Source organism: Marinobacter sp. MBR-105 (assembly GCF_053628895.1).
The window spans coordinates 1-21,041 of record NZ_JBRJHG010000023.1 but is presented as its reverse complement, the minus strand read 5'-3'; the positions used below and the strand labels follow the sequence as shown (position 1 = coordinate 21,041).

Below are 21,041 nucleotides of genomic sequence, written 5' to 3'. Positions count from 1 at the left end.
CGTGAAATCTTGAGATTTCAAAACGACTCACACACTGTTCTGAAACGCGCAACGCCCTTCAGCCCCCTCAAGAAAACCGATCAATGCAGAGTTGACTGAACGAACATCATAACACTCTTCAGCAATACGCCGACCTTCTTGCCCCATTGTAAGAATAAGCTCAGGGTCCTCTATAAAACGAACCATGGCATCAACAAGTGCCTCGACATCAGCAACGGGAACCAAAATACCGTTTCTGTTTCCTGAGATCGTCTCTCTGCAACCGGGAACATCCGTCGTGATTACGGCTCTCCCCATTGCCATGGCCTCTTGGGTGCTTCTCGGAAGTCCTTCTCGATACGACGGAAGCACAAATACACTTGATTGTTCAATCCACGTAGCAACATTGTCGACGAAACCTGGGTATTCAACAATATCGTGTTCCACGAGTCGGTTAAGCTCATCCTTTGTAAGACCTCCTGGATTCTCCTCATCCAGCCCGCCAAGTACCAAAAACCGTGTTTCAGGGTACCTTTCCTTGATCAGCCTTGCCGCTTCAACGTATTCATGAACACCCTTCTCTTTCAGGAGCCTGCCAACAAACAAAAAGGTCATCGGATTGGACTTTGGCAAACTATATTTGAAACGCTCCAAGTCCAGGCCGATACCGCCAAGAACTGTAATTTCCTTTACTCTGAGACCATAGCGATGAATCAAATCCTTTGGATCATCCCTATTCAAGAAAATAAGCCGCTCCAATAGTGGAACCGTAAATCGATAGAGCAATACCTGAATGTGGCGAAGTAACTTGTGTTTGAAGCTTGCAACCCTCCTTGGGTCATCAGTAAATACGTAACCGAGCCCCTCGAGCATACCTACAACGCGCTTAATTCCTGCTAGCCTCGCTGCGACTGTCCCGAAAATAACAGGCTTTGCAAAATAGGTAAGCACCACATCTGGCTTCAGACGCTTTAACACTCGCGTCAATTTCAACATGTTTATCAGATCGCCCCCCGGGTTGAGTCCAGCCCGGCTGAATGAATACCTGATGGGTGCAGCACCAAGCTCCTGAACCACCGAGGATGAGCGTTCGTCATAATCCAAAGCGAAGGCATAGACTTCATGACCACGAGCCACCAAATCTTTAATCAGGTCGCCTCGGAAGCCGATTACGCAGCTGGCCGTTGTCCCCAAAAGAACTATTCGCATCCGGTTACCTTACTCCGGCCGCATACAATTCTTCCCAGCGCGACAAGACTGCATCCATGCTAAAAGTCTGTTCAACATGCCTTCTTGCGCTATCCCCTAACCTCTCAGATTCATCCGGCGACATTGCAAGTGCCTTTTGAATTCCATGGGCCAGCTCTCGATGATCGTGTGGCGCCACAAGAATGCCGTTGCCACCAAGCACTTCCGAGACACCGCCACAATCAGTGGCAACAACCCTCCGGCTACAAGCCATCGCTTCTGCAACAACAAGGCCGAACCCTTCCCAGGCCGAAGATAAAACGAAAATATCTGCTTGCTTCATCAACTCTGGAACATCAGCCCGTATCCCCAAAAAATTCACCCGAGAATCAATCCCAAAATCCCTTGCCATCTTCTCTAAATTGTTGCGTTCCCCACCTTCACCAACAATATCAAGCCTAAGCTTTATTCCTGCGCATTTTGATGACAATAACTTAAATGCTTTCAGCAGGTTAGGGTAATCTTTTTCAGGTTGAAGACGACCAACTGCCAAAAGTCGAAATTCGTTACGTGCATTCAATTCGGCTTCAGGATTTACCCGATCAAAACGGGACAGATCTATACCATTGTAAACAGCAATCATACGTCCATTAGGGGCTGCGCCACTCTTAACAAAGGCCTTTACAGCCGCTTCGCTTACATTGGTTGAGATATCAGCAAGAGAGTCCGTTATCCGGTAAAGAACAGACCTCAACCTCCCGCCCTCTGATGTGCTATGGGCAGTTGAAATCAATCGAGGTATAAAACATCTCAACCGAGCTAGCCTTGCAAGAATGTTTGCGTGAAACATATGACTGTGAACTACGTCGGGTTCAAAAGCCTCAAGTTCCTTTATTAACGCTGCCATACTAACCAAGAAACTAAGAGGATTTTTCCCCATACCTAACCCTCGCACCACCACCTCCGATGAGAGTGGCTTAACATCTGCTGATCCAGTCAAATATAGCAACCTTACTTCATGCCCCAAACGACTGAATCCGTCCGCGAGATCACAAATTTGTCGTTCAGCTCCACCAACACCTAACCCGGTTATGACCAAAAGGATTTTCACCCAGCATCCCTCCAGGCAAACCATCTACACTGCAGATATCGAATTAAACACTTAGCTTTATAGGTCAATCGTTTTTCCCTACCCATCTGAGCCAAGTAATGGATACCGAAACCCCGGGGGTTCATTCGCAAGTTACGCTTAAAATTCTGGGAGTAGCCATCCTCTAAATATTCACAAACATAGACGGATTTATCAGGAAAATAAATGATATCCCCCTCGTCAGAAATCTGATTCCAAATGAGTAATTCCGGTACGAACTTCTCCCCAGCAATAACCGGAAACGGATGAAGAAGCATTGTTGCTCGCCTGAAAATATAGGCTAGATCGCCCTTAAAAAAGTGGGACGCCTCAGTTGGGCTCAGAGTACAGGGACCCATCTGCTTATGCTCAACACCTATAAAAGAACCAGACTCAAACATTCTCCGATAACAAAGGCCAACCACACTATTTTTACCCGTATCATGAATGTCCGAGTATATTTTTTTAATAGCACCTTCAATTAAAAAGTCGTCGCTATCAACTATAAAAATCCAATCACCAAAAGCGGCACGCACTCCCTCATTCAGTGCCGTATGTTTCCCACCATTTTCCTTAGCCAGATATCTGGTTTTAAAGGGGGCTAGCCGCTGAAAACACTCGACTAAGCCCTGTGTTTCATCCGTACTACCATCATCCACTATCAGCCATTCGAATTCTGCGACTGATTGTTTCATCAAACTTTCAAACAGTCTTGGTAAGGTGTGAGCACGATTGAAGGTCGGAGTAAGAATAGTAATCATCGATAGCCCAAATTCAGTTTGATGGCTGCAAAAATAAGAAGAACCAAAAGCAATGTCTCACCGATCAAAAGCCCCCACACCATCCCAATTGCTCCAAAAACGGTCGCAAGCATGTACCCCATGCACATTGCGATCAAAGCAGAAAACATGAGGCTATAACCTGCGGATCTGTCTCTGCCTTGGGGTATCAGTACCGATAGCCCGAGAGACTGATTGAATACACGCAAAGGAATCAAAGCCGCAAACCAGGTTATCAGTTCAACCGATTCGACAAATTCATCGCCCGCCAGAACCAAAATAAGCCACGGCGACAGCCATACAAGGAGGCCAGCACCTACGGCGGCCAGTGCAGTCATAACAAACACGAGCAACCACCCCCGAGCAGCCCCTCCATCTGCATATTGTTTCGAAAAAAATGGAAAGAAAGCCGTTAAAATCGGCATCGCCATCCCTGCCGCTGCTTTCACCAGCTTCTCCGCAGGCACAAAGATTCCTGTCTCATACTTGCTTGATGCCAATCCGAGAACTGCGGGGGAAGCGCTCATTAAAACATCGTTCGCGCTCCGGTACATAAATGTATGCCACCCTTCATTAATCTGAACAAGAGCACTCCGCATGTTACATGTGGGTTTGCCAATTTCACGAAAAACCCACGCTGAGGTCAGTCCAGTATTCACCAGCCCGGCGACGGCAAGAATGTACAACGCCAATGCGCCATCAGTGGGTTCGCTTACAAATATCCAGAGGCCGACCAACGCAACAACCCGTAGAGCCAGATTCAACAACACCGGCCCAACCATCTGTTCTGTGCCCTGAAAGTACCAAAACGGACTAAAACCGAACGCTAAAAAAAATAATCCGGCCGGTAAAATTAAATCAATCGACAATGCCGCAGGCAGCCCCAAAACTAACATCGCCAAAAACGACAAAGACACAACGAGCAGAGCAATTATCAACTTAGCAAGGAAGACATTACCGACGATCTGGGCAATCCGCTCTGGATCTCCGACCGACACAGCTACTTCCCGCGATGCACTGAGATTAAAGCCGTATTCCACAACCAGGGAAAAAGCCAGGGCAAGAGAAAGTGCAAAAAGCACGGCCCCATAAACCTCAGGGCCTAACGCCCGGGTCAGAATTGGTAACTCCAATAAAGGGATGACGAAACCAGACAGATGCGCGGCGGTGAGCCACACGCTGTTAGACAAAACTCTTTTCACGAACGTGATGCGCTCTCAAAGCGCTCCGTGGCTTTGAACAACATCGCCAGAGCCGGCAGAACAACTGCCCACTCGGATATTTCGTTACTTATCGGATGCAATAAACTGCTGAACATATAGATGCCAACAATGCCCAGTGGCAGTGCATTTTCATCAAAGAGCGACCAGGAGTCATTGGCCCTTCGCATCGCTAAAAAAAAGTACCATAACGGAACAAGAAAAATTCCCATATAACCCAGAAAACCGAGCAGCCCGGTATCTGCCAAAACCTGCAGATAGGTCATATGCACCACCATAGGAGAATCCATACTTTCAGTCTGAGCGACTGTGGTACCAAAACCGCTCCCCAACAGAAAATGCTCCTGTACCCCGCGAACCCCCTCTATCAACATGGCAGTGCGGATACTGTCACCGCCTAATTCCCGGCCAGGCTGGATCAAGCCATTCCCGGCCTCTGTTCCAGAGCCCGGGTAATTCGGTACCAGTTCGCCAAGTACCGAGTAAACATGAATAACCGGATTCCAAGGTGAAGGATTGATCCCACCAATAAGAACCAACATCCATACAGCGATGATAAGCGCACGCTTAACGGGCGCATTACTTAGCCCGAAACGGCAACAGACCAACACGGAAAACAGCAGCCAAATCATCGCCGCAAGCAGGGCAGCGGTTCTTGACCCGTCCAACCCCACCAAAGCACATGCGAGAAAAAAAAAGCCCCATTGACGCTTCGAAGGGTAGCGCCTGTTGAGCAAAACCCAACACAGCGGGGGTATCAAGAAAACCCCCGCTTTCCAAAGAACGCCCGGCGGTAACAACGCCCAACCATAGCGCTTCGGCGGAAGTACCAGCCAGTCGGAGAATCCGCCCAGCCAGACTATTGCGAACCCAACTCCCCCAACCGCTGCCAAGAGGTACAATCCACCGACGAGTTCTTCGGTTTTAGGTACAAAGGAAACCAGCAGCCACAAGAATCCCATAAGCGCCAAATATTTAGGCACTGTGTAAATACCGGCCCCATCATTCACCCAACCGGCAATTAAAATCCCGAGGCAAAAGCAAACCCAGGCCCCCCAAAACAACAACCACGCAGGCGCCCGGGAGACCAATCCGGCAAACGGAGCGACAACGGCATTCAGCAGTGGTTCTGCACGAAACAGAGCCCACGCCAGAATTGCCGTTAATACCAAAGCCCAATGAAGCGGAGCGCCTATTACCAGCTTTATCCCAGCCAACCCGGATACCGTTATAAACAGTGCAAACGCTATTAAAGGGGCACGGCTGTGATTAGCGGAGAATGCCGAGGAGCTTTCGGAAGACACGTCGCTTAATCCTTCCCCGGCACTCTGTCGCCCGAACCTTTACCAGAAATCGTCAGCAGAATGTACTTGAAGTACGCCCCTACGGTTAGCCCCTTAAGCATTTTTGCATCGGTTTCAGCCAAAAGCGCAGGAGTAGACATATCGATATCATTCACTTGGGCCAATCCCGTAATACCAGGCCTCGCAAAAAGCACACCACGACTCTCTCGCTGGGCAATCAATTCGTCCTGACTGAACAAGCAGGGCCGCGGGCCGACCAAGCTCATTTCTCCCTTGAGAACGTTCCATAACTGGGGCAGTTCATCCAGCTTGGTGCGCCGCAAAAAACGACCAAAGGGTGTGATGGCATCCGCACTAGCCAAATGACTGGCGACAGAAGCAGTGTCTTTCCTCATGGTTCGGAACTTAACCAATGTAAAGGGCTTTTTGTTCCGGCCTACCCGCTCCTGCCTGAAAATAGGAGAGCCGGTATCAAAGAAACCGATAACCACTAAAAGTAGCAACACAGGTAAACCCACGATCAGCCCCAAAGCCGAAAAAACCAGATCAAAAATCCGAATCAAAACCGATTCTCCGAAGTGAAACAGCGCCTCAGCCCTTCCTCGACCGACACCGGTGGTTCCCAGCCCAGCCGAGCTCGGGTAAGAGAAATATCCGCCTGTAGAGAGCCCAGCAATCTTTGCGCAACCGCCCGCTTACCTAAAGCCGTGGCGCCAAACATCAACATCCCTGCTGGAAGTGGCAGCAAGCGAGCAGGGATTCCGGCCGCGCGCCCCAACCCGCGGAGCAGTTCAGGTGTAGAAATGTCGTGACCATCACTGACCATAAACGTTTGATTGGCAGCTGCAGGATGATCCATGCAAGCGACAATCAAATCAACCAGATTGTCTACCCCCACGAGCGATCTCTTGTTCTGAATGGCGCCAAACGGCAGTGGCACGCCTTTCTGTACCAGTTTTACCATACTGGCAAAATTGCCCTTAACACTCGGCCCATAAACGAGGGGGGGGCGGATGATAACAAACTCCATGCCGGTTTCCCCAGCAATAGCCCTCAACCCCTGTTCGGCTTCCCACTTTGAAACGCCGTAATCGTCTTCTGGGGCCGGAACATCACCGGGAGAGAAAGGCCGCCCTTCCTCTGAAAGCTCTCCATTAACCTTGATTGAACTAATAAAAATAAACCGCCGAACACCTCTCGCAGCAGCCTGGCGCGCAAGGTTAAGGGTGCCTTCTACGTTCACCCTTCGATACTCGGCCAAAGGGTCGGAAGCTTCATCCTTCATAACATGTGAGCGGGCCGCTACGTGAACAACGAGCTCAACCCCCTCTAAAGCGTCGGCGAACTTTGTAGTAGCGCCAAGTTCACCGATAACAAATTCACGACCAACAGCGCACGAACCAGACTTTCGTACGGCACAATGCAAATCGCGAACCCCGCTTTGCTCAAGGCGTTTAGAAAGGTGTTTTCCCAGAAATCCAGTTGCACCGGTTAGCAGAACATTCATGCGCGCCATAACCTATGATGAGCAACGACCGTTGATAAGATTGTTTTTAGACGCCAAATTTTGACGGATTGCTATGAAAGGCGAAGTGTACGGGATACGTTTCAGAAATTCAGTTACGTGGCATAAATCTTGGGCGGGCGGTTAGATGGTCAGAGCTCCCAAACCAAAGGAATCGTCGAAATAGCTATCACTCCTACAAGGAGACTAAGTGGTACACCAATACGCACATAATCCAAAAACCGATAACGCCCAGGCCCATAAACCATCAAGTTAGTCTGATAGCCCAAGGGCGTAATGAAAGAAGCGGAAGCGGCGAACATCACGGCGATAGCGAACGGTAGTACACTCACCCCCAGCTGCTCGGAGACGGCCATCGCAATAGGAAACATCAGCACGGCGGCGGCGTTATTGGTAATCACCTCGGTAAACACAGCCGTCAGCACATACACCATAGCCAGTGCCACCCAGGGCGTCAGCGGCCCCCACCCCAACAACAAACCCGCCACCCATTGAGCAGCACCTGTCTCGGTCATGGCGTTGCCCAAGGCAAAGGACGCCGCAATCACCACCAACACCGGCAAATCGACACTGCGCCTGGCACGGCTGGCCGTGAGGCAACCGCTTACAATCATCGCGCCGGCCGCGATAAAAGCCGCCTCCAGAATCGACAACAATCCAGACGCGCTCAACAGCACCATCACTGCCAGGATACCCAGCGCCCTGGGCGCCTTGCGGAAATCCGGCGGCGTTGAATCGTTTAGTGCACTTACCAGCAGAAAGTCCCGGCGGAACCGGTACTGCTCAACAAATTGATGGCTAGCCTCCAGTAACAGGGTATCCCCCATTCGGAAGGTAATGTCCCCAAGTTTGCCCGGCACCCGCTTGCCCTCCCGGGAGACCGATAAAATCACGGCATTGAAGCGCGTCCGAAAACGGCTATCGCGAATGGTCTTGTTCAGTGCCGGGAATTCCGGGCCCAGAACCACTTCCACCAGGCAGCGCTGATGATTTTCCATTTCCAGCTTGTGAACGCTGCCATTGGCGGGCTTCAAACCTTGAATACGCCGAAGCTCACTGGCGCACTCAGGCGCTCCTACGAAATACAGCTTATCGCCTGCCTGCAGTGTTCTATCGGGCTCAACAGCGGTAATCAACCGTCCATCCCGATCAATTTCCGTGAGGTAACCATAGGTCAGTGCCCGCAGACCTGCCTGGGCGATGGTTTTTCCCACCAATGGGCCAGGGCTCTCCACCTCTACCTCTACCCCATACTCACGAACTTGGTCCAACTCTTCGCTGAGCCCACCTCGGTCTGGCAACAAACGGTGACCAACCAACACCAGAAAAGCGCCACCAACCACCAAAAGCGGAACGCCCACCCAAGCCAACTCAAACAACCCAAGGTTAATACCCAGCCGGCTCTGGAGCATGCCATCCACCACCAGGTTGGTACTGGTACCAATCAGGGTACAAGTGCCGCCAAGAATAGCCGCATAACTCAACGGCAGCAGAAGCTTAGAGGCGGGAATCCCCAGACGCTGGGCCCAGTCCTGAATGGCGGGAATAAACATGGCCACCACGGCCGTATTGTTCATAAAGCCACTCAACACGCCGGTTGGCGCAATCATGCGTAATTGCGCACCTCGCTGGGTTTTGGGGTGGCCCAGCAACAAGCGGGCAATCCACTGCACCGCTCCCGTCTCCTTCAAGCCAGCAGCCACCACATACAGGGTAGCGATGGTAATCACACCCGGGTTGGCAAATCCCGCTAATGCCTCTAACGGCCCAAGGATGCCGAACACCAGCAACAGGGCTAACGCAGACATTAACACGAGATCCGCCGATACCCGCGTAAGCGCCAACGTGCCAAGCACCCCCACTAGCATCATCAGCGTAAAAACAGCCTGCCATTCCATCCGTTCAACTACTCCATGCCGGGGTCAGTCCCCCAAGACATTTCGCGGCACCAAATGTCCGCGGCTCTTCCCCGTTATTTCCGATTGATTAGCTCTCTTTTTTGAAGATAAGCAATCAACGAGTCCACGCATTCGTCGACCGAATTCCGGGAGGTATCCAGACGGATTTCAGGGTGTGAGGGTACTTCGTAGGGCGAATCAATGCCGGTGAAATGCTTGATCTCGCCAGCGCGGGCTTTCTTGTAAAGCCCTTTCGGATCCCGGGATTCGCAGGTTTCCAGCGGAGCATCCATGAACACCTCAATGAATTCACCTGCCGGAAACAGCTTACGCACCATACGGCGATCACTGGTGAACGGAGAGATAAAGGCACTCATCACGATGAGGCCTGCGTCCGCAAAGAGTTTGCACACCTCACCAACCCGGCGGATATTCTCCACCCGGTCGTCATCGGAAAAGCCCAGATCGCTACACAAGCCATGGCGTACGTTGTCGCCGTCCAGAAGGAAGGTATGGTAACCCCGCTCGTGCAAGGCCACGTCCAACGCATTGGCAATAGTGGATTTACCGCTGCCACTCAGCCCAGTAAACCAGAGCAGGCAAGGCTTCTGGTTCTTGTTGGCGGAACGCTCGGCGCGGGTAACTTTATGATCGTGCCAGACTATGTTGCTCATACTGCTTTACAGCCCCATTCCGGATAATTCTCGCGGATAAACCGGTTCAGGTTCCGCTCGGCTTCAGTATATTCACGCTTGGGTGCCTCACCAGCCCCATCCAATGCCTGCGCCACCATACCTGCAGCCACTGTCACATTAGTAAGGCGATCAATCAGGATAAAAGCGCCGGTGCCCGGGTGCATCTGGTAATCTTCAACTACCACAGGCTCCGACAACTCCACATCGCACAGACCAATGGCGTTCAATTCCAGGCCGCTGGCTACGTTGGTATTGCGCTCCAAGGTATTTACATCTACCTCTTCCAACACCTTGTTCACAAAGCAGCCAGTCACTTTGGTGCCGATCTTGATGCCGTATTCCCGGCCAGGCACCAACGCCTTCTCATTCATCCAAACCACGTGGGCAGCAAACCGCTGGCCCATTGCCGGTTTCTGGTTGGCGTGTACCAACAGGTCGCCCCGGGAAATGTCGATTTCGTCTTCCAGCGTAATGGTCACCGCATCACCAGGCCATGCCCGTGGAATCTCGCCCTCATAAGTGTGGATACCCTTCACCCGAGACGTCTTGCCAGACGGCAGCACCGCCAGCTCGTCCCCCTTGTGCACCACACCACTGGCAACCGTGCCACAATACCCACGAAAATCCAGGTTCGGGCGGTTTACGAACTGCACCGGAAAGCGGAAATCTTCCACGTTCTGGTCTTTGCGCAGCTCTACCTGCTCCAGAATGGTCATCAGAGTCTCGCCGTGGTACCAGGGCGTGTGCTCGCTTCGGTTCACCACGTTATCGCCATTCAGGGCGGAAATTGGCACGTAGTATACGTCTTGCAGCCCCAACTGATCGGCCAGCTTCTGGTATTCGGCGCGGATCTCGTTAAATCGCTCTTCGCTGAATTCCACCAAATCCATCTTGTTAATCGCCACGACGACATGCTTCAGGCCCAGCAAGCTGACAATAAAGCTGTGACGGCGGGACTGGGTGAGCACGCCTTTACGAGCGTCGATCATCACCACGGCGAGATCACAGGTAGACGCCCCGGTGGCCATGTTGCGGGTGTACTGCTCGTGGCCCGGGCAATCCGCGATGATGAATTTGCGTTTGTCGGTACTGAAGTACCGGTACGCCACATCAATGGTAATGCCCTGCTCTCGCTCCGAAGCCAGGCCATCAACCAGCAGCGCCAAATCCAGAGCTTCTCCCGCATTGCCCTGACGCTCATTATCCTTATGCAACGCCGCCAGGTGGTCTTCAAAAATCAGCTTGGAATCGAACAGCAAGCGGCCAATCAGGGTGGATTTTCCGTCGTCCACACTGCCACAGGTTAAAAACCGCAAAAGGTCTTTGTTTTCGTGCTGATCCAGGTACGCGAGGATGTCTTTCTCAATCAAAACCGATGCGTGCGACATTAGAAATACCCCTCCCGCTTCTTCTGCTCCATGGATGCTGCACCATCGTGATCAATCACGCGGCCCTGACGTTCCGAGGTAGTGGTCAACAGCATTTCCTGAATAATGTCCGGCAAGGTCGCCGCCTCAGATTCCACCGCACCGGTCAGCGGGTAGCAGCCTAGAGTACGGAAACGCACCATCTTCATCATCGGCTGCTCGCCCGGCTCCAGCGGCATGCGGTCGTCATCGACCATGATCAATGTGCCATCACGTTCCACCACCGGGCGCTCCGCCGCATAGTACAGAGGCACAATGTCAATATTTTCCAGATAGATGTACTGCCAGATATCCAGTTCCGTCCAGTTGGAGAGCGGGAACACGCGAATGCTTTCCCCCTTGTTCACCTTGCCGTTGTACAAATTCCACAATTCCGGACGCTGATTCTTCGGATCCCAGCGGTGGAACTTGTCGCGGAAGGAATACACCCGTTCCTTGGCCCTGGACTTCTCCTCATCCCGGCGGGCACCGCCGAAAGCAGCATCAAAACCGAATTTGTCTAACGCCTGCTTCAACGCTTGAGTCTTCATTACATCGGTGTGCTTGGCACTGCCATGGGTAAACGGCCCGATGCCCTGCTCCACGCCTTCCTGGTTGGTATGAACGATCAGTTTCATACCCAGCTTCTCGGCCATCTTGTCCCGGAAGGTAATCATCTCCCGGAACTTCCAGGTGGTATCTACATGCATCAGCGGAAACGGCGGCTTACCGGGCGCGAAGGCCTTCATGGCCAGGTGCAGCATCACAGCAGAGTCTTTGCCGATGGAATAGAGCATCACCGGGTTATCAAACTCGGCGGCCACTTCGCGAATGATATGAATCGATTCCGCCTCAAGCTGTTTGAGGTGGGTTTTCTTGGGGGGGGTTAGTGTCATTATTGCATCCGTACTCTGAATCAAGATTCTTGCGGGCTCTCGAAGGGCGAGCAGCCCTGCCTGGCGTTATCGCTTAACGCCAAAACTCGGCCATTAAGCCCATAAACTTTTCCAGCTGCCCTGCCGGCAGCTCATTAATGCCTGCGGCCGCCTTGCGCCCGCCACCGGTCGGAAACTGCCGGGCGACTTCATCAGCGCCTGTGCGGTTACCCAACGGTGCACGGATACTCACCAGGTAATGGCCACCTGGCTTCTCGGTCACAATGGCACAGGCTTTCTCAGGGTTCCGATTGGCCAACTCGTTGCCTAACACGCCGCTTACTCGCCGCGCCCAAGCCTCATCCGGTAGTTTTACAACAAGAGATGTTACCGTTTCGTTCAAAACGGGCGCAGCCAGACCTTTGGCCATATCCTCCGCATAACCCTCTCGCAGCTTCTGCCATTCAGCAGGCTCAGACGCGATCAGATCCAATGGGTCCTCAAACTTCACAAACGCCCGGTATAAATCCGCCGGGTGAAAGTGCAAGTCCTCCACCGTGGCGCCGTAGCCGTTGTAGTTAATGCACACGCCCAGATTTTTAAGGGCCTCGGCCTGCTCGGCACTCAAGCCCGCTTTGGCAGCCAGCGCTTCGCCCACCGCATTCAGGTTATCGCCGAACGCAGCCGCTATGGCCCAGTTATGAAACCGCCCATTCAGGTACTGATCCACCAGCAAGCTGGTGCAGGTAGTGGGCTGGGTATCAATCAGAGCCGTAAACCCGGGGTGATCAGGCAGCGTGTCGCCGGGGAAATGATGGTCTACATAAAACACCGAACAACCGGCAGCCAACAGGCCATCAACGGCGTCGCGGTTTTTATCGAGACTGATATCCAGAATGTTTACCCGGGCTGGCGCATCAACCGGCACTTGCCGGGCCAGGGCAATATCTCGCTTTACACCAGTAATCAGGGAGGATTCGCAGGGATTAGCCAGGCGGAGCTGGATGAGCGCACAGATGCCATCTGCATCGCCATTGAATACGTCGTAGGTTTGCATGTTTTCCCAACTTGATCTCGTGTGGTCAGCCGCACAAGCATGCTGACTGGATTAAGCTTCGCTACCCCATTCAGAAACGCCACGCCCGCCGCAAGAATCGTGAAACACGCAGAAGTTTACCAGCTTCCGGCGCCGCGCTCTTCCTTTGCACCTCAATCTCGCGGAGTATGGTTTCAACCGTGGCGAACTTCCCGGTTAGCCGGCTGATGTAGGTGGGGTACAGAATAAGCGCAGCCGCCACCAGTTCCTCCAGGGTGCGTTTTCGGGTTCGGCGCGGGCAAGGGTGAATATCCGTTGTTAAACCCCATCCGCTGTAAAACGGTTGCCCGTAGCAAGTAACCTTCAGCCCCCGGGCCAAGGCCTCGAAACCAGTCAGTGAGGTAATCGTATGCACCTCGTCTACCTGGCCCAACAGGTGCGCCATATCCTGGTCTACAACCAGCTCATCACACCATTGCGCCCCCATTCGCTCGGCAGTACCGGCGTTACGTAAACCGGCCACCACGTCTGGGTGGGGTTTGTACATTACCCAGGCACCCGGATTCTGCTCACGAACGGTTTTCAGCAACTCAAGATTGGATTTCACCACCGGAGAACCAAACCGGATAGACGCATCGCTTTCCACCTGCCCGGGCACCAGAATCACCTGCCGAGCTTCCTCCGGCCTGCGCCAGGTTCTTGCCCCGGTGTTGTATTTGGTCGTTCCCGTCCGGTTCAGGGCCTTGATTAACTCGGCCGCCCGTTCCAGCAAAGCTGGAGCGTAGTTACCCTCTTCCAGCATCACTTCCAGCCGCGATGGCCGCGTCGCGTCGTAATACATGCCTACATCATCCATCACCCAGGACTGAGGCTGAACCAAATCTGCACCAAGACCCACCGAACGAATAAAGCCATCTTCCACCCGAATTACCGGTTCCCGGGATTCCGCCAGCCCCCACACAACCCGCGTGGAACCGGCCGGCGCGGGCTGCCGGCGCTCGTCAACCAGTTCGCTGCCGGCAAGGAAGCGTGCTAACGCCTTGCGCTTCCACAGAGGCACACGGGGCGAATAAAGCTGTTCGGGAAAGCGCTCACGCTGCTCTCGCTGCAAGGCCATCCAATCAAGAATGCGCTCCGGCTCACAGCGAAGACCGGTCTCTGGATCTACGTACCGCGGGTAACCCACCAGCGCGGCAAACACAAGTGTTTCCAGGCTTACCGGCTCACGAAATTCCGGTGCCGACAAAGCATCTACGGTTAATCCGCGGCCTGCGTAGAATGGCATGCCAAACACGTGCGTTTCCTTGCCCCACATCAGGGCTTCAAACCCCATTTGCGAGGTTACGCAGAACACCGCATCGGCGTGTTCCAGCAATGCCGGAGCATGAACATTGTCACCCAGCCACTCTACCCGCTCAGACTGAGCCTCATCGGATTGGCTGAAATACCCCAGCTTTCTGCCTGCTACCACATCCGGATGGGTTTTAAGCACAATGCGATGCCCCGGAAATCTTTCCAGAGCTGACTTCAGCATAGTGTCGAAGCTACTCGCATCAGCCTGGCCATACTTCACCGATGCATCACCAAAGGTTTGGTCGACCACCAGGACATAGGGCCTCAGGTGCTGGTAATTCCTCTCGCGGGCGTGGTTGTACTTGGAAACCCGCCCCGCGCGCCAACGGCGAATCAAATCACGAGCCCGAGCCTTTTCATCCAGACCAAGGGGCCGAGCCAGCAATGCATCCAGTCGGCAGGGTTGGCTGGCATCGTAGTAAATACCCTGGTCATCCCACACCAGCGACAGAGGCGGCTCGTTACCGGGTTCCACCGAGCGTAGAAAGCCATCCTCCAGGCGCACCACGGGCAAGCCAAGTTTCCTTGCCACTATCTCCGCCTTGAAAGCGGAAGGCTTTCGCCCCCAGGCAAGCATAGCGCTCGCCGGCTTGATGGAACGTCCAAGGCGGTACCGCACAACAGGACCTTCCGTAAACACGTCCAGGTTTTTGAGGGCGTACAGGGTTCGGGAGATTGTGAGGTAGGAGTGGTTATCCGGCACGCTGGTCTACTGTTTCGTGGCTCATAGAATGGTTGAGCAGCGCTTGTCTTTTCTCAGGCTGCGCGAGTAGCTCAAGCACCGCATCCGCCCAGGCCTTTTGTGAATTCATCGGCAGCAACAAGCCATTTTTGCCATGCTCCACCAAGCGCTTGTATACCGGCGAATCGGCATAGATACCCACTGCGCCAGCAGCGGTAATATCGAAGAACTTGGTGGGCGCGCGGGCGGCGTTGAAGGGGGTGTCCAGCAGCGGGGCCAGGCCAATGGTTCGGCCGGGGCGCTGGATAAATGCTTTATAGGCTGGCCAGCTCATCGGGTGAATCACCTGCACACCTGGCAAATGCGCAAAACGGTCCCGCACTTTGCGGTCGCCAATCACCTCAAAGCATACATCGCTACGGGCCGCCAACACCTGTTCCACCACTGGCATCAACCACTCCAATTCCCCCCTGTGCGAGGCAGAGCCGTGATAGAAAACGGTTTTCATCGGAGGGTCGGTAAACTCAGCCACCAAACCATGGGGATTTTCGGGTTCAAGAACGGAAGGATTCCAGCTGGCATACTTCTGCGCCAGCCAGGGCGACGACACCCAAAGCTCCGCGCCAATCTCCCTTAACCAGCGCTGATGCCGCCAAGCCAGACGAAACAACTTGCGCTGGTAATGCCAGGGCATGCCCCGAAAGGCGCGCCAGTCAAACAGGTCGTCGTCCATAAAAAACACCACCCGCTGCGCTGGATGGCGTTTCAGCAACGCTTTCCAGGCAGGTGGCATATATCGCACAAAAATTACCGTGCCACCGGCAAGCTCTGCCGGCTCCGGTATGTCGGCAAAGGTATGAAACCGCACATCCTCGCCACTCCCGCGTAAAAACGGACGGATAAAGAAGTCTGTGGAGGGGTTTTCGGTTTGCTGAACGACGAAACTCCTGATGCTAGCGACGCCTGAACTCATAGCGCCGCTCCAACATCCTGATTACGCAAAATGCGGGAAATGAGAACTCCTGCATTATCGACCCGATAATAAATTGAGTGGCTCTGATAAACACTGAATCTGTAACCTGGCTTAATGTGATCAATAGCAGGATACAGATCTGGCTGCAGTGCTATTTGCTCGAAGCGGTTTTCCAAGCCATCGGCATAAGCGTCCGCTTGCATCAGGCCAAAATTCAGCAAACCAAAGACATAGATAGATTCAAAATCTTCATCAGCTTTCTTACTCAGCCGGTAGTTTGCCATCTGCTTTCAGCCTCTCCCTGGCCGCCTGGCGAATTTCCTGCGGTGAGCGATTGCTGATGCCACTTCGCTCACCCTCCTCAAGTGCTGCCCGGAGTTGCTCAATTCCCGCATTACGAGCCTGATCCTGCCGGATCAAATCGCGGAAATACTCACTGTCGTTGGTGAACCCACCACTCGCAATTCGGGACTTTACCCAGTCACCTTGTTGGTCAGTCAGCGTAATTGTCTTGCGTATGGTCGCCATAACCTCACCGTGCATCAAAGTTCATACGATTGATGCAGAATAGCACAATCACTCAAAACCCGGCGCATCCCGAAACAACAACCCATTACCATCTTTCTCAGACACCCGAGGCGTTTCACCCTTCATTGGCCAGTCAATGGCCAGATCCGGATCATCCCAGCGGATGGAGTACTCATCCCCTGGCGCGTAGTAATCCGTGCACTTGTACTGGAATTCCGCCTCATCGCTGGTTACGTAGAAAGCATGGGCAAACCCTGGCGGCACCCACAGCATCTGCTTGTTGTCTTCGCTCAGCAGTGCGCCAACCCACTGGCCGAATGTGGGGGAGCTTTTGCGCATATCCACCGCCACATCAAACACCTCGCCGCGGGTTACCCGCACCAACTTGCCCTGGGGCTGGTTCAACTGGTAGTGCAAACCGCGCAGAATGCCCTTGGCAGATTTGCTGTGGTTGTCCTGAACGAACGTGTAGTTGCCGCAGTGTTCTTCAAATTCGCTCTGGCGGAAGGTTTCCAGGAAGAAGCCGCGGTCATCGCCGAATACATTGGGGGTTAACAGAACGACATCAGGAATGCTCAGGGCCTGGTAGTTCATTGGTATTTCGTACTCCTTAACTGTTGGTGGGGTCTGACCCTACGATTCAAAATCTTAATGTTGAGCGGCCGGATTGACGGTAGCGATCACGATAAGGCACAGACGGAACGGTAAAGCCCCCGTTATAGCTCGCCTGATTACCCGCTTTGTCGGTCAGTTCCAGCCGGTATTCATATCTGCGACCCGGCACCAGGCCGGTCAGCGGAATTTCATGGCTGGCCGCTGCCGGCAGGGAAAGCTGACGCTCAGCTTCGTAGCCTTTTGTGCTCACCGAGAGATCCACACTAACTGGTTCGTTGGTTGCCCACTGCAACTGCACCGACGGCAATCCGCGCTGTGGGAATGCTGCCACAGGGGGCCGCGTGAACCAAGGTGCCTGCCTGTCGTTTTGGATTGCGAAAGTCTGGAAATCGGTACCTACACCACCGGTGATGCGCACCTCGCCGTTCGCCTGGCCGTCCACATCGTTTGGCCCGCCGTCTTGAATCAATAGCCGCAGGCAATCTGCACCTTCAGTCAAACCCGACTGCCACTCAGCCTGGGGCAGTTGCGCGCACTCTACGCCCGTCGACACCGCAGAGAAAATACGGTTATTCATGGTCTGCCGGAAGCTTTGCCAGCCCCTGTCTGAATGGTAAATGCGCAGCCTCCCACTCGTGCTGACCTGCTCACGCAGCGGAATCATGATCTGCGCAGAGTCACCAGCCTGTACCAGATCATGTACCGACACATCAATCACATCCTCATAGCGCCAGTAACCATCCAGCACATAGCGGCCAGGCTGAGCATCTTCCCCGCCAAAACGCACCAGCTCATGCCAGCGAACAACGGGAGTCAACCGGTTAGCCGCTACCGCAACAGCCGCGGGCCGTAACCGCAAACCCTCACTGGCTTGCAATTCGCCCAGGCCCGGCACATAAACCCTGCCGCCCTCCGGAGACAGGTCCAACGCATCCGGCATACCATTGCCATTGGCATCTTCGCCTGCGGAGTCACCCTCAATCAGCCTCAGAGGAAGCTCGTAGGAAGCCGAACGAGCCGAAGCACCATCGTCCGTAACCGTTACCCGAACAAAGTAAACACCGGCAACCAATCCCGCCGGATCAAACACAAACGCCTCAGCATTCGATCCCTGCACCGGAACCAACCGGTTATCCGTCAGACTCCAGTCAAGCTGATGAGATTGCCCGAAATCCGGATCCCTAACCTCAACGAGCACACTGACAAACCCATCCTTCAAGGTCGGAAGCGCAACCTGCAGACCATTCTGCATCACAGACAAGCTCGCTACCGGAATCTGGTTGATTTCCGTCGCAGGCTCCTCATCATCAGCTGGCGCACTCAATGGGTCAGTGCCCGCCAGATACTCATCCAGATTCGAGACCCCGTCGCCATCTGCATCCAGCAAGGCATCGGAACTGTCCGCAGGGTCCAGGCCATGGGCCAGCTCAAAGGCATCTGGCATTCCATCACCATCAGCATCTACGCCTTCTTCGCCCGTATCGGGGCCTGCCGATGCATAGACCGCCTCATTGCCGGCCGGGTCTGTTGCCTCAATTTCCCAGGCGTAATCCACAGCCGCATCCAGCCCGGCAATCCGAACACTGTGCAGATGGTTATAACCTACCACACTGATGGAGTACTTCAGGTCGCCGCCCTTTACGCCGTAACGAACCGTTGCAGTAGCCAGTTCATCAGTGGCGAATTCCAGATCCAGAACTCCGGTGTCAGGGCGGTAATCCACCACAGAAGAAATCAACGGCGCCAGCGTGTCCGCACTTGCAGCAGCTGAGAAACTGCCAGTGTGCCGGGTTTCATTACCGGCAACATCCGTCAGAATCAGCACGTACTCATAACTCAGCCCTGGTTGTAGCCCCGCCAGAACCAACTGATGTTCAAGCTCGGCATCCACCTCTGCAGCCACCCGGTCCAGAGCACCCGCTACGCCATACCGCAATTCGGCACTGGCTGGCTCATCGCTGATCCATTCCACAACTACCCGGCTGCTGTCAGCCCAGACAAACTCCGGTGCCAGCTGGAATGCCGGCGCAACGGTGTCTGGCGCCTCCGTTGTTTTAGCGACAGCCGTTGCGGCACTGGCCGTTTCAACGCCCAACGCCCTGGCCAGCTGAACCGCACCCGATTGCCAGAAATCCTCTGCCACTATCGCCGCGCTCTCATGGCGAGACACATTGCCAGAGCTGTCCTTGGCTTCTACCACGTAGGAATAACTCTCTCCTGCAGCCAAACCTGTGACAGTGACCGTATGGCGATTGGATTTCTTGCCATTCGCCTTGGACTTCACATCACCATTGCCAGATTTAACCACTACAGCGGCATCGGCCGGTTCATCGGTTTCCCAGGCCACCGTAATGGTCTCGTCTGTGGCACCCACTACTTCCGGCTGCTTCTTGAAATGTGGCTTGGCAGAATCCGGCAAACTTCGCGTTGTGAAGCTCACTTCATCCGTAACCACCCGGTTGCCATGCTGGTCTACCGACACCGCACGCAGATAGTACAGCGTGTCTCTATCCAGATTAGTCAGCTGCACCACATGCTTGTTCTTGAGTTTGGATTCACTGGCCAGTTCGCCCAGCTGACCACTGGTAATACCGAACTCCACCGTGCTATCGGCAGGCTCATCAGTACGCCAGTGAACTACAGCCGACTGGTGAGTAATGCCCACAATTTTCAGTGCTTCTGTCACCAAAGGTGGCTGAGTATCGGCTAGCTCCTGAGTACGGAACGAATCCTCTCCACTCAAAGCCGGTCCATTACCAACGGCATCCGTGGCTGAAACCGTATAGGTATACTGCGTGGCCGCTGCCAGGCCCGTTACCGTCACTGCATGCTCAGTATCTAGAGTTTCATCCCGAACCACCCGATATTCCGTGCCATCGTTCAGAGAAATTGCGCTAACGGAAGGCTCATCGGTTTGCCATTCCACCGTTACCGAATCGGCGCTGATATTGGTAATCACCGGCCCGCTCACGTAAACCGGTGCTGAAGTATCTGGCGCCTGCAGCGTTTGGAAGCCAACCTGCCCCGAAACCGGGCCATTTCCCGCCGCATCCACAGAGGACACCTGCGCCGCATACACCGTTTCTGGCTGAAGGCCAGTCACCTCAACCCGGTGCTGATTACGCAAGCCGTCGATCTTAATAGCCTGTTGCACACCATCAGCGACGCTATAACCCAGTGCCGTCGTGGCCGGCTCGTTGGTGCGCCACTCAACCACCGCCCTGTCGTGGGCAACAAAACTGACCACCGGCCCCTCTAGAATCACTGGCACCTGAATGTCTGGCGTGGCCTGGGTGGTGAACGACGTGGAGCCGGAAACCGGGCCATTACCGTCTTTATCGGAAGAAGCAACCGTTGCGCTGTATAGCTGGCTAGCAGACAACCCAGAAACCGCCACTGAATGGGACATGCGGAAGCCGGGTACCCGATGGGCAACACCATTCACGGTGACAACCGACGAAGCAGGTTCATCGGTTTGCCACTGAATCACCGCGCCCGTATCTGTAATATCCGTAGCCCGCGGCGCCGAGGTGATCACCGGAGCGATTACATCGTTGAACGGCAGAATGATGGACTGCTCCAGGCTGGACTGCAGGTTCATCTCCGAGATGACCGTTTGAGCGAAGCCGCTGCCGGTTGGGGGGGTGATGGTTTGGGCGTCGAGGCCGGCGAGAGCAACAAATCGGTAGTGGCCATCACTATCGGACTCAACACTCGTCATTACTTGCCGGAACTGATACTGGCCCAACGCCGAGCTGTCCGACCAATAATCATCGGCCTTCACCAACACACCGCTTACCGGAACCCCATTCTGATCCGTCGTCTGGCCGGTAATGGTTACAAATGGCAGCTGAAT

General features: G+C 54.0%; 16 protein-coding genes and 1 pseudogene. All 17 read right to left on the bottom strand.

Annotated features, from left to right (window positions below; all coding sequences use genetic code 11):
• Window positions 1-27: 27 nt before the first annotated feature.
• A complete protein-coding gene (locus ACSSVV_RS19585; protein ID WP_454106833.1) occupies window positions 28-1,188 on the bottom strand; it encodes a glycosyltransferase family 4 protein in 1,161 nt (386 codons plus the stop codon).
• A gap of 4 nt (window positions 1,189-1,192) precedes the next feature.
• Window positions 1,193-2,278 (bottom strand): glycosyltransferase, encoded by a 1,086-nt coding sequence (locus ACSSVV_RS19580; protein WP_454106832.1) that lies wholly within the window; start codon window positions 2,276-2,278, stop codon window positions 1,193-1,195.
• Window positions 2,275-3,057, bottom strand: coding sequence for a glycosyltransferase family A protein (locus ACSSVV_RS19575; RefSeq protein ID WP_454106831.1), 783 nt, complete (start codon window positions 3,055-3,057; stop codon window positions 2,275-2,277). Before ACSSVV_RS19575 ends, ACSSVV_RS19580 begins: the two co-directional genes overlap by 4 nt.
• On the bottom strand, window positions 3,054-4,277 hold the full coding sequence (locus tag ACSSVV_RS19570; RefSeq protein ID WP_454106830.1) for an oligosaccharide flippase family protein: 1,224 nt from the start codon (window positions 4,275-4,277) through the stop codon (window positions 3,054-3,056). The genes ACSSVV_RS19575 and ACSSVV_RS19570 overlap by 4 nt, the downstream gene beginning before the upstream one ends.
• Window positions 4,274-5,599 carry an O-antigen ligase family protein gene (locus ACSSVV_RS19565; protein WP_454106829.1) on the bottom strand — a complete coding sequence of 442 codons (1,326 nt, stop codon included), beginning with the start codon at window positions 5,597-5,599 and terminating at the stop codon, window positions 4,274-4,276. Before ACSSVV_RS19565 ends, ACSSVV_RS19570 begins: the two co-directional genes overlap by 4 nt.
• Window positions 5,600-5,604: 5 nt before the next feature.
• Complete coding sequence (locus ACSSVV_RS19560; protein ID WP_454106828.1) at window positions 5,605-6,162, bottom strand: sugar transferase; 558 nt, start codon at window positions 6,160-6,162, stop codon at window positions 5,605-5,607.
• A complete protein-coding gene (locus ACSSVV_RS19555) occupies window positions 6,159-7,115 on the bottom strand; it encodes a UDP-glucose 4-epimerase family protein (RefSeq protein ID WP_454106827.1) in 957 nt (318 codons plus the stop codon). The genes ACSSVV_RS19560 and ACSSVV_RS19555 overlap by 4 nt, the downstream gene beginning before the upstream one ends.
• A 140-nt stretch (window positions 7,116-7,255) precedes the next feature.
• Window positions 7,256-9,022, bottom strand: a complete 1,767-nt coding sequence (locus tag ACSSVV_RS19550; RefSeq protein WP_454106826.1) for an SLC13 family permease — start codon at window positions 9,020-9,022, stop codon at window positions 7,256-7,258.
• A 74-nt stretch (window positions 9,023-9,096) separates the two neighbouring features.
• Window positions 9,097-11,105 (bottom strand): annotated as a pseudogene (cysN, locus tag ACSSVV_RS19545) (sulfate adenylyltransferase subunit CysN).
• Entirely contained in the window at window positions 11,105-12,019 is a 915-nt protein-coding gene (gene cysD, locus ACSSVV_RS19540) for a sulfate adenylyltransferase subunit CysD (protein WP_454106825.1), read from the bottom strand. Before cysD ends, cysN begins: the two are co-directional and overlap by 1 nt.
• A 73-nt stretch (window positions 12,020-12,092) precedes the next feature.
• Window positions 12,093-13,055: a DHH family phosphoesterase gene (locus ACSSVV_RS19535; RefSeq protein WP_454106824.1), complete on the bottom strand. Its 963-nt coding sequence runs from the start codon at window positions 13,053-13,055 to the stop codon at window positions 12,093-12,095.
• Window positions 13,056-13,125: 70 nt separating this feature from the next.
• Window positions 13,126-14,964, bottom strand: coding sequence for a capsular polysaccharide biosynthesis protein (locus ACSSVV_RS19530; RefSeq protein WP_454106856.1), 1,839 nt, complete (start codon window positions 14,962-14,964; stop codon window positions 13,126-13,128).
• Between the two features lie 115 nt (window positions 14,965-15,079).
• Complete coding sequence (locus ACSSVV_RS19525; protein WP_454106823.1) at window positions 15,080-16,042, bottom strand: glycosyltransferase; 963 nt, start codon at window positions 16,040-16,042, stop codon at window positions 15,080-15,082.
• Window positions 16,039-16,326 (bottom strand): type II toxin-antitoxin system RelE/ParE family toxin, encoded by a 288-nt coding sequence (locus tag ACSSVV_RS19520; protein WP_454106822.1) that lies wholly within the window; start codon window positions 16,324-16,326, stop codon window positions 16,039-16,041. Before ACSSVV_RS19520 ends, ACSSVV_RS19525 begins: the two co-directional genes overlap by 4 nt.
• Window positions 16,304-16,570 carry a type II toxin-antitoxin system ParD family antitoxin gene (locus tag ACSSVV_RS19515; RefSeq protein WP_224850226.1) on the bottom strand — a complete coding sequence of 89 codons (267 nt, stop codon included), beginning with the start codon at window positions 16,568-16,570 and terminating at the stop codon, window positions 16,304-16,306. The genes ACSSVV_RS19520 and ACSSVV_RS19515 overlap by 23 nt, the downstream gene beginning before the upstream one ends.
• A gap of 48 nt (window positions 16,571-16,618) precedes the next feature.
• Complete coding sequence (rfbC, locus tag ACSSVV_RS19510) at window positions 16,619-17,164, bottom strand: dTDP-4-dehydrorhamnose 3,5-epimerase (RefSeq protein WP_454106821.1); 546 nt, start codon at window positions 17,162-17,164, stop codon at window positions 16,619-16,621.
• A 46-nt stretch (window positions 17,165-17,210) separates the two neighbouring features.
• The coding region (locus ACSSVV_RS19505; RefSeq protein WP_454106820.1) for a fibronectin type III domain-containing protein at window positions 17,211-21,041 on the bottom strand (3,831 nt) is incomplete at its 5' end.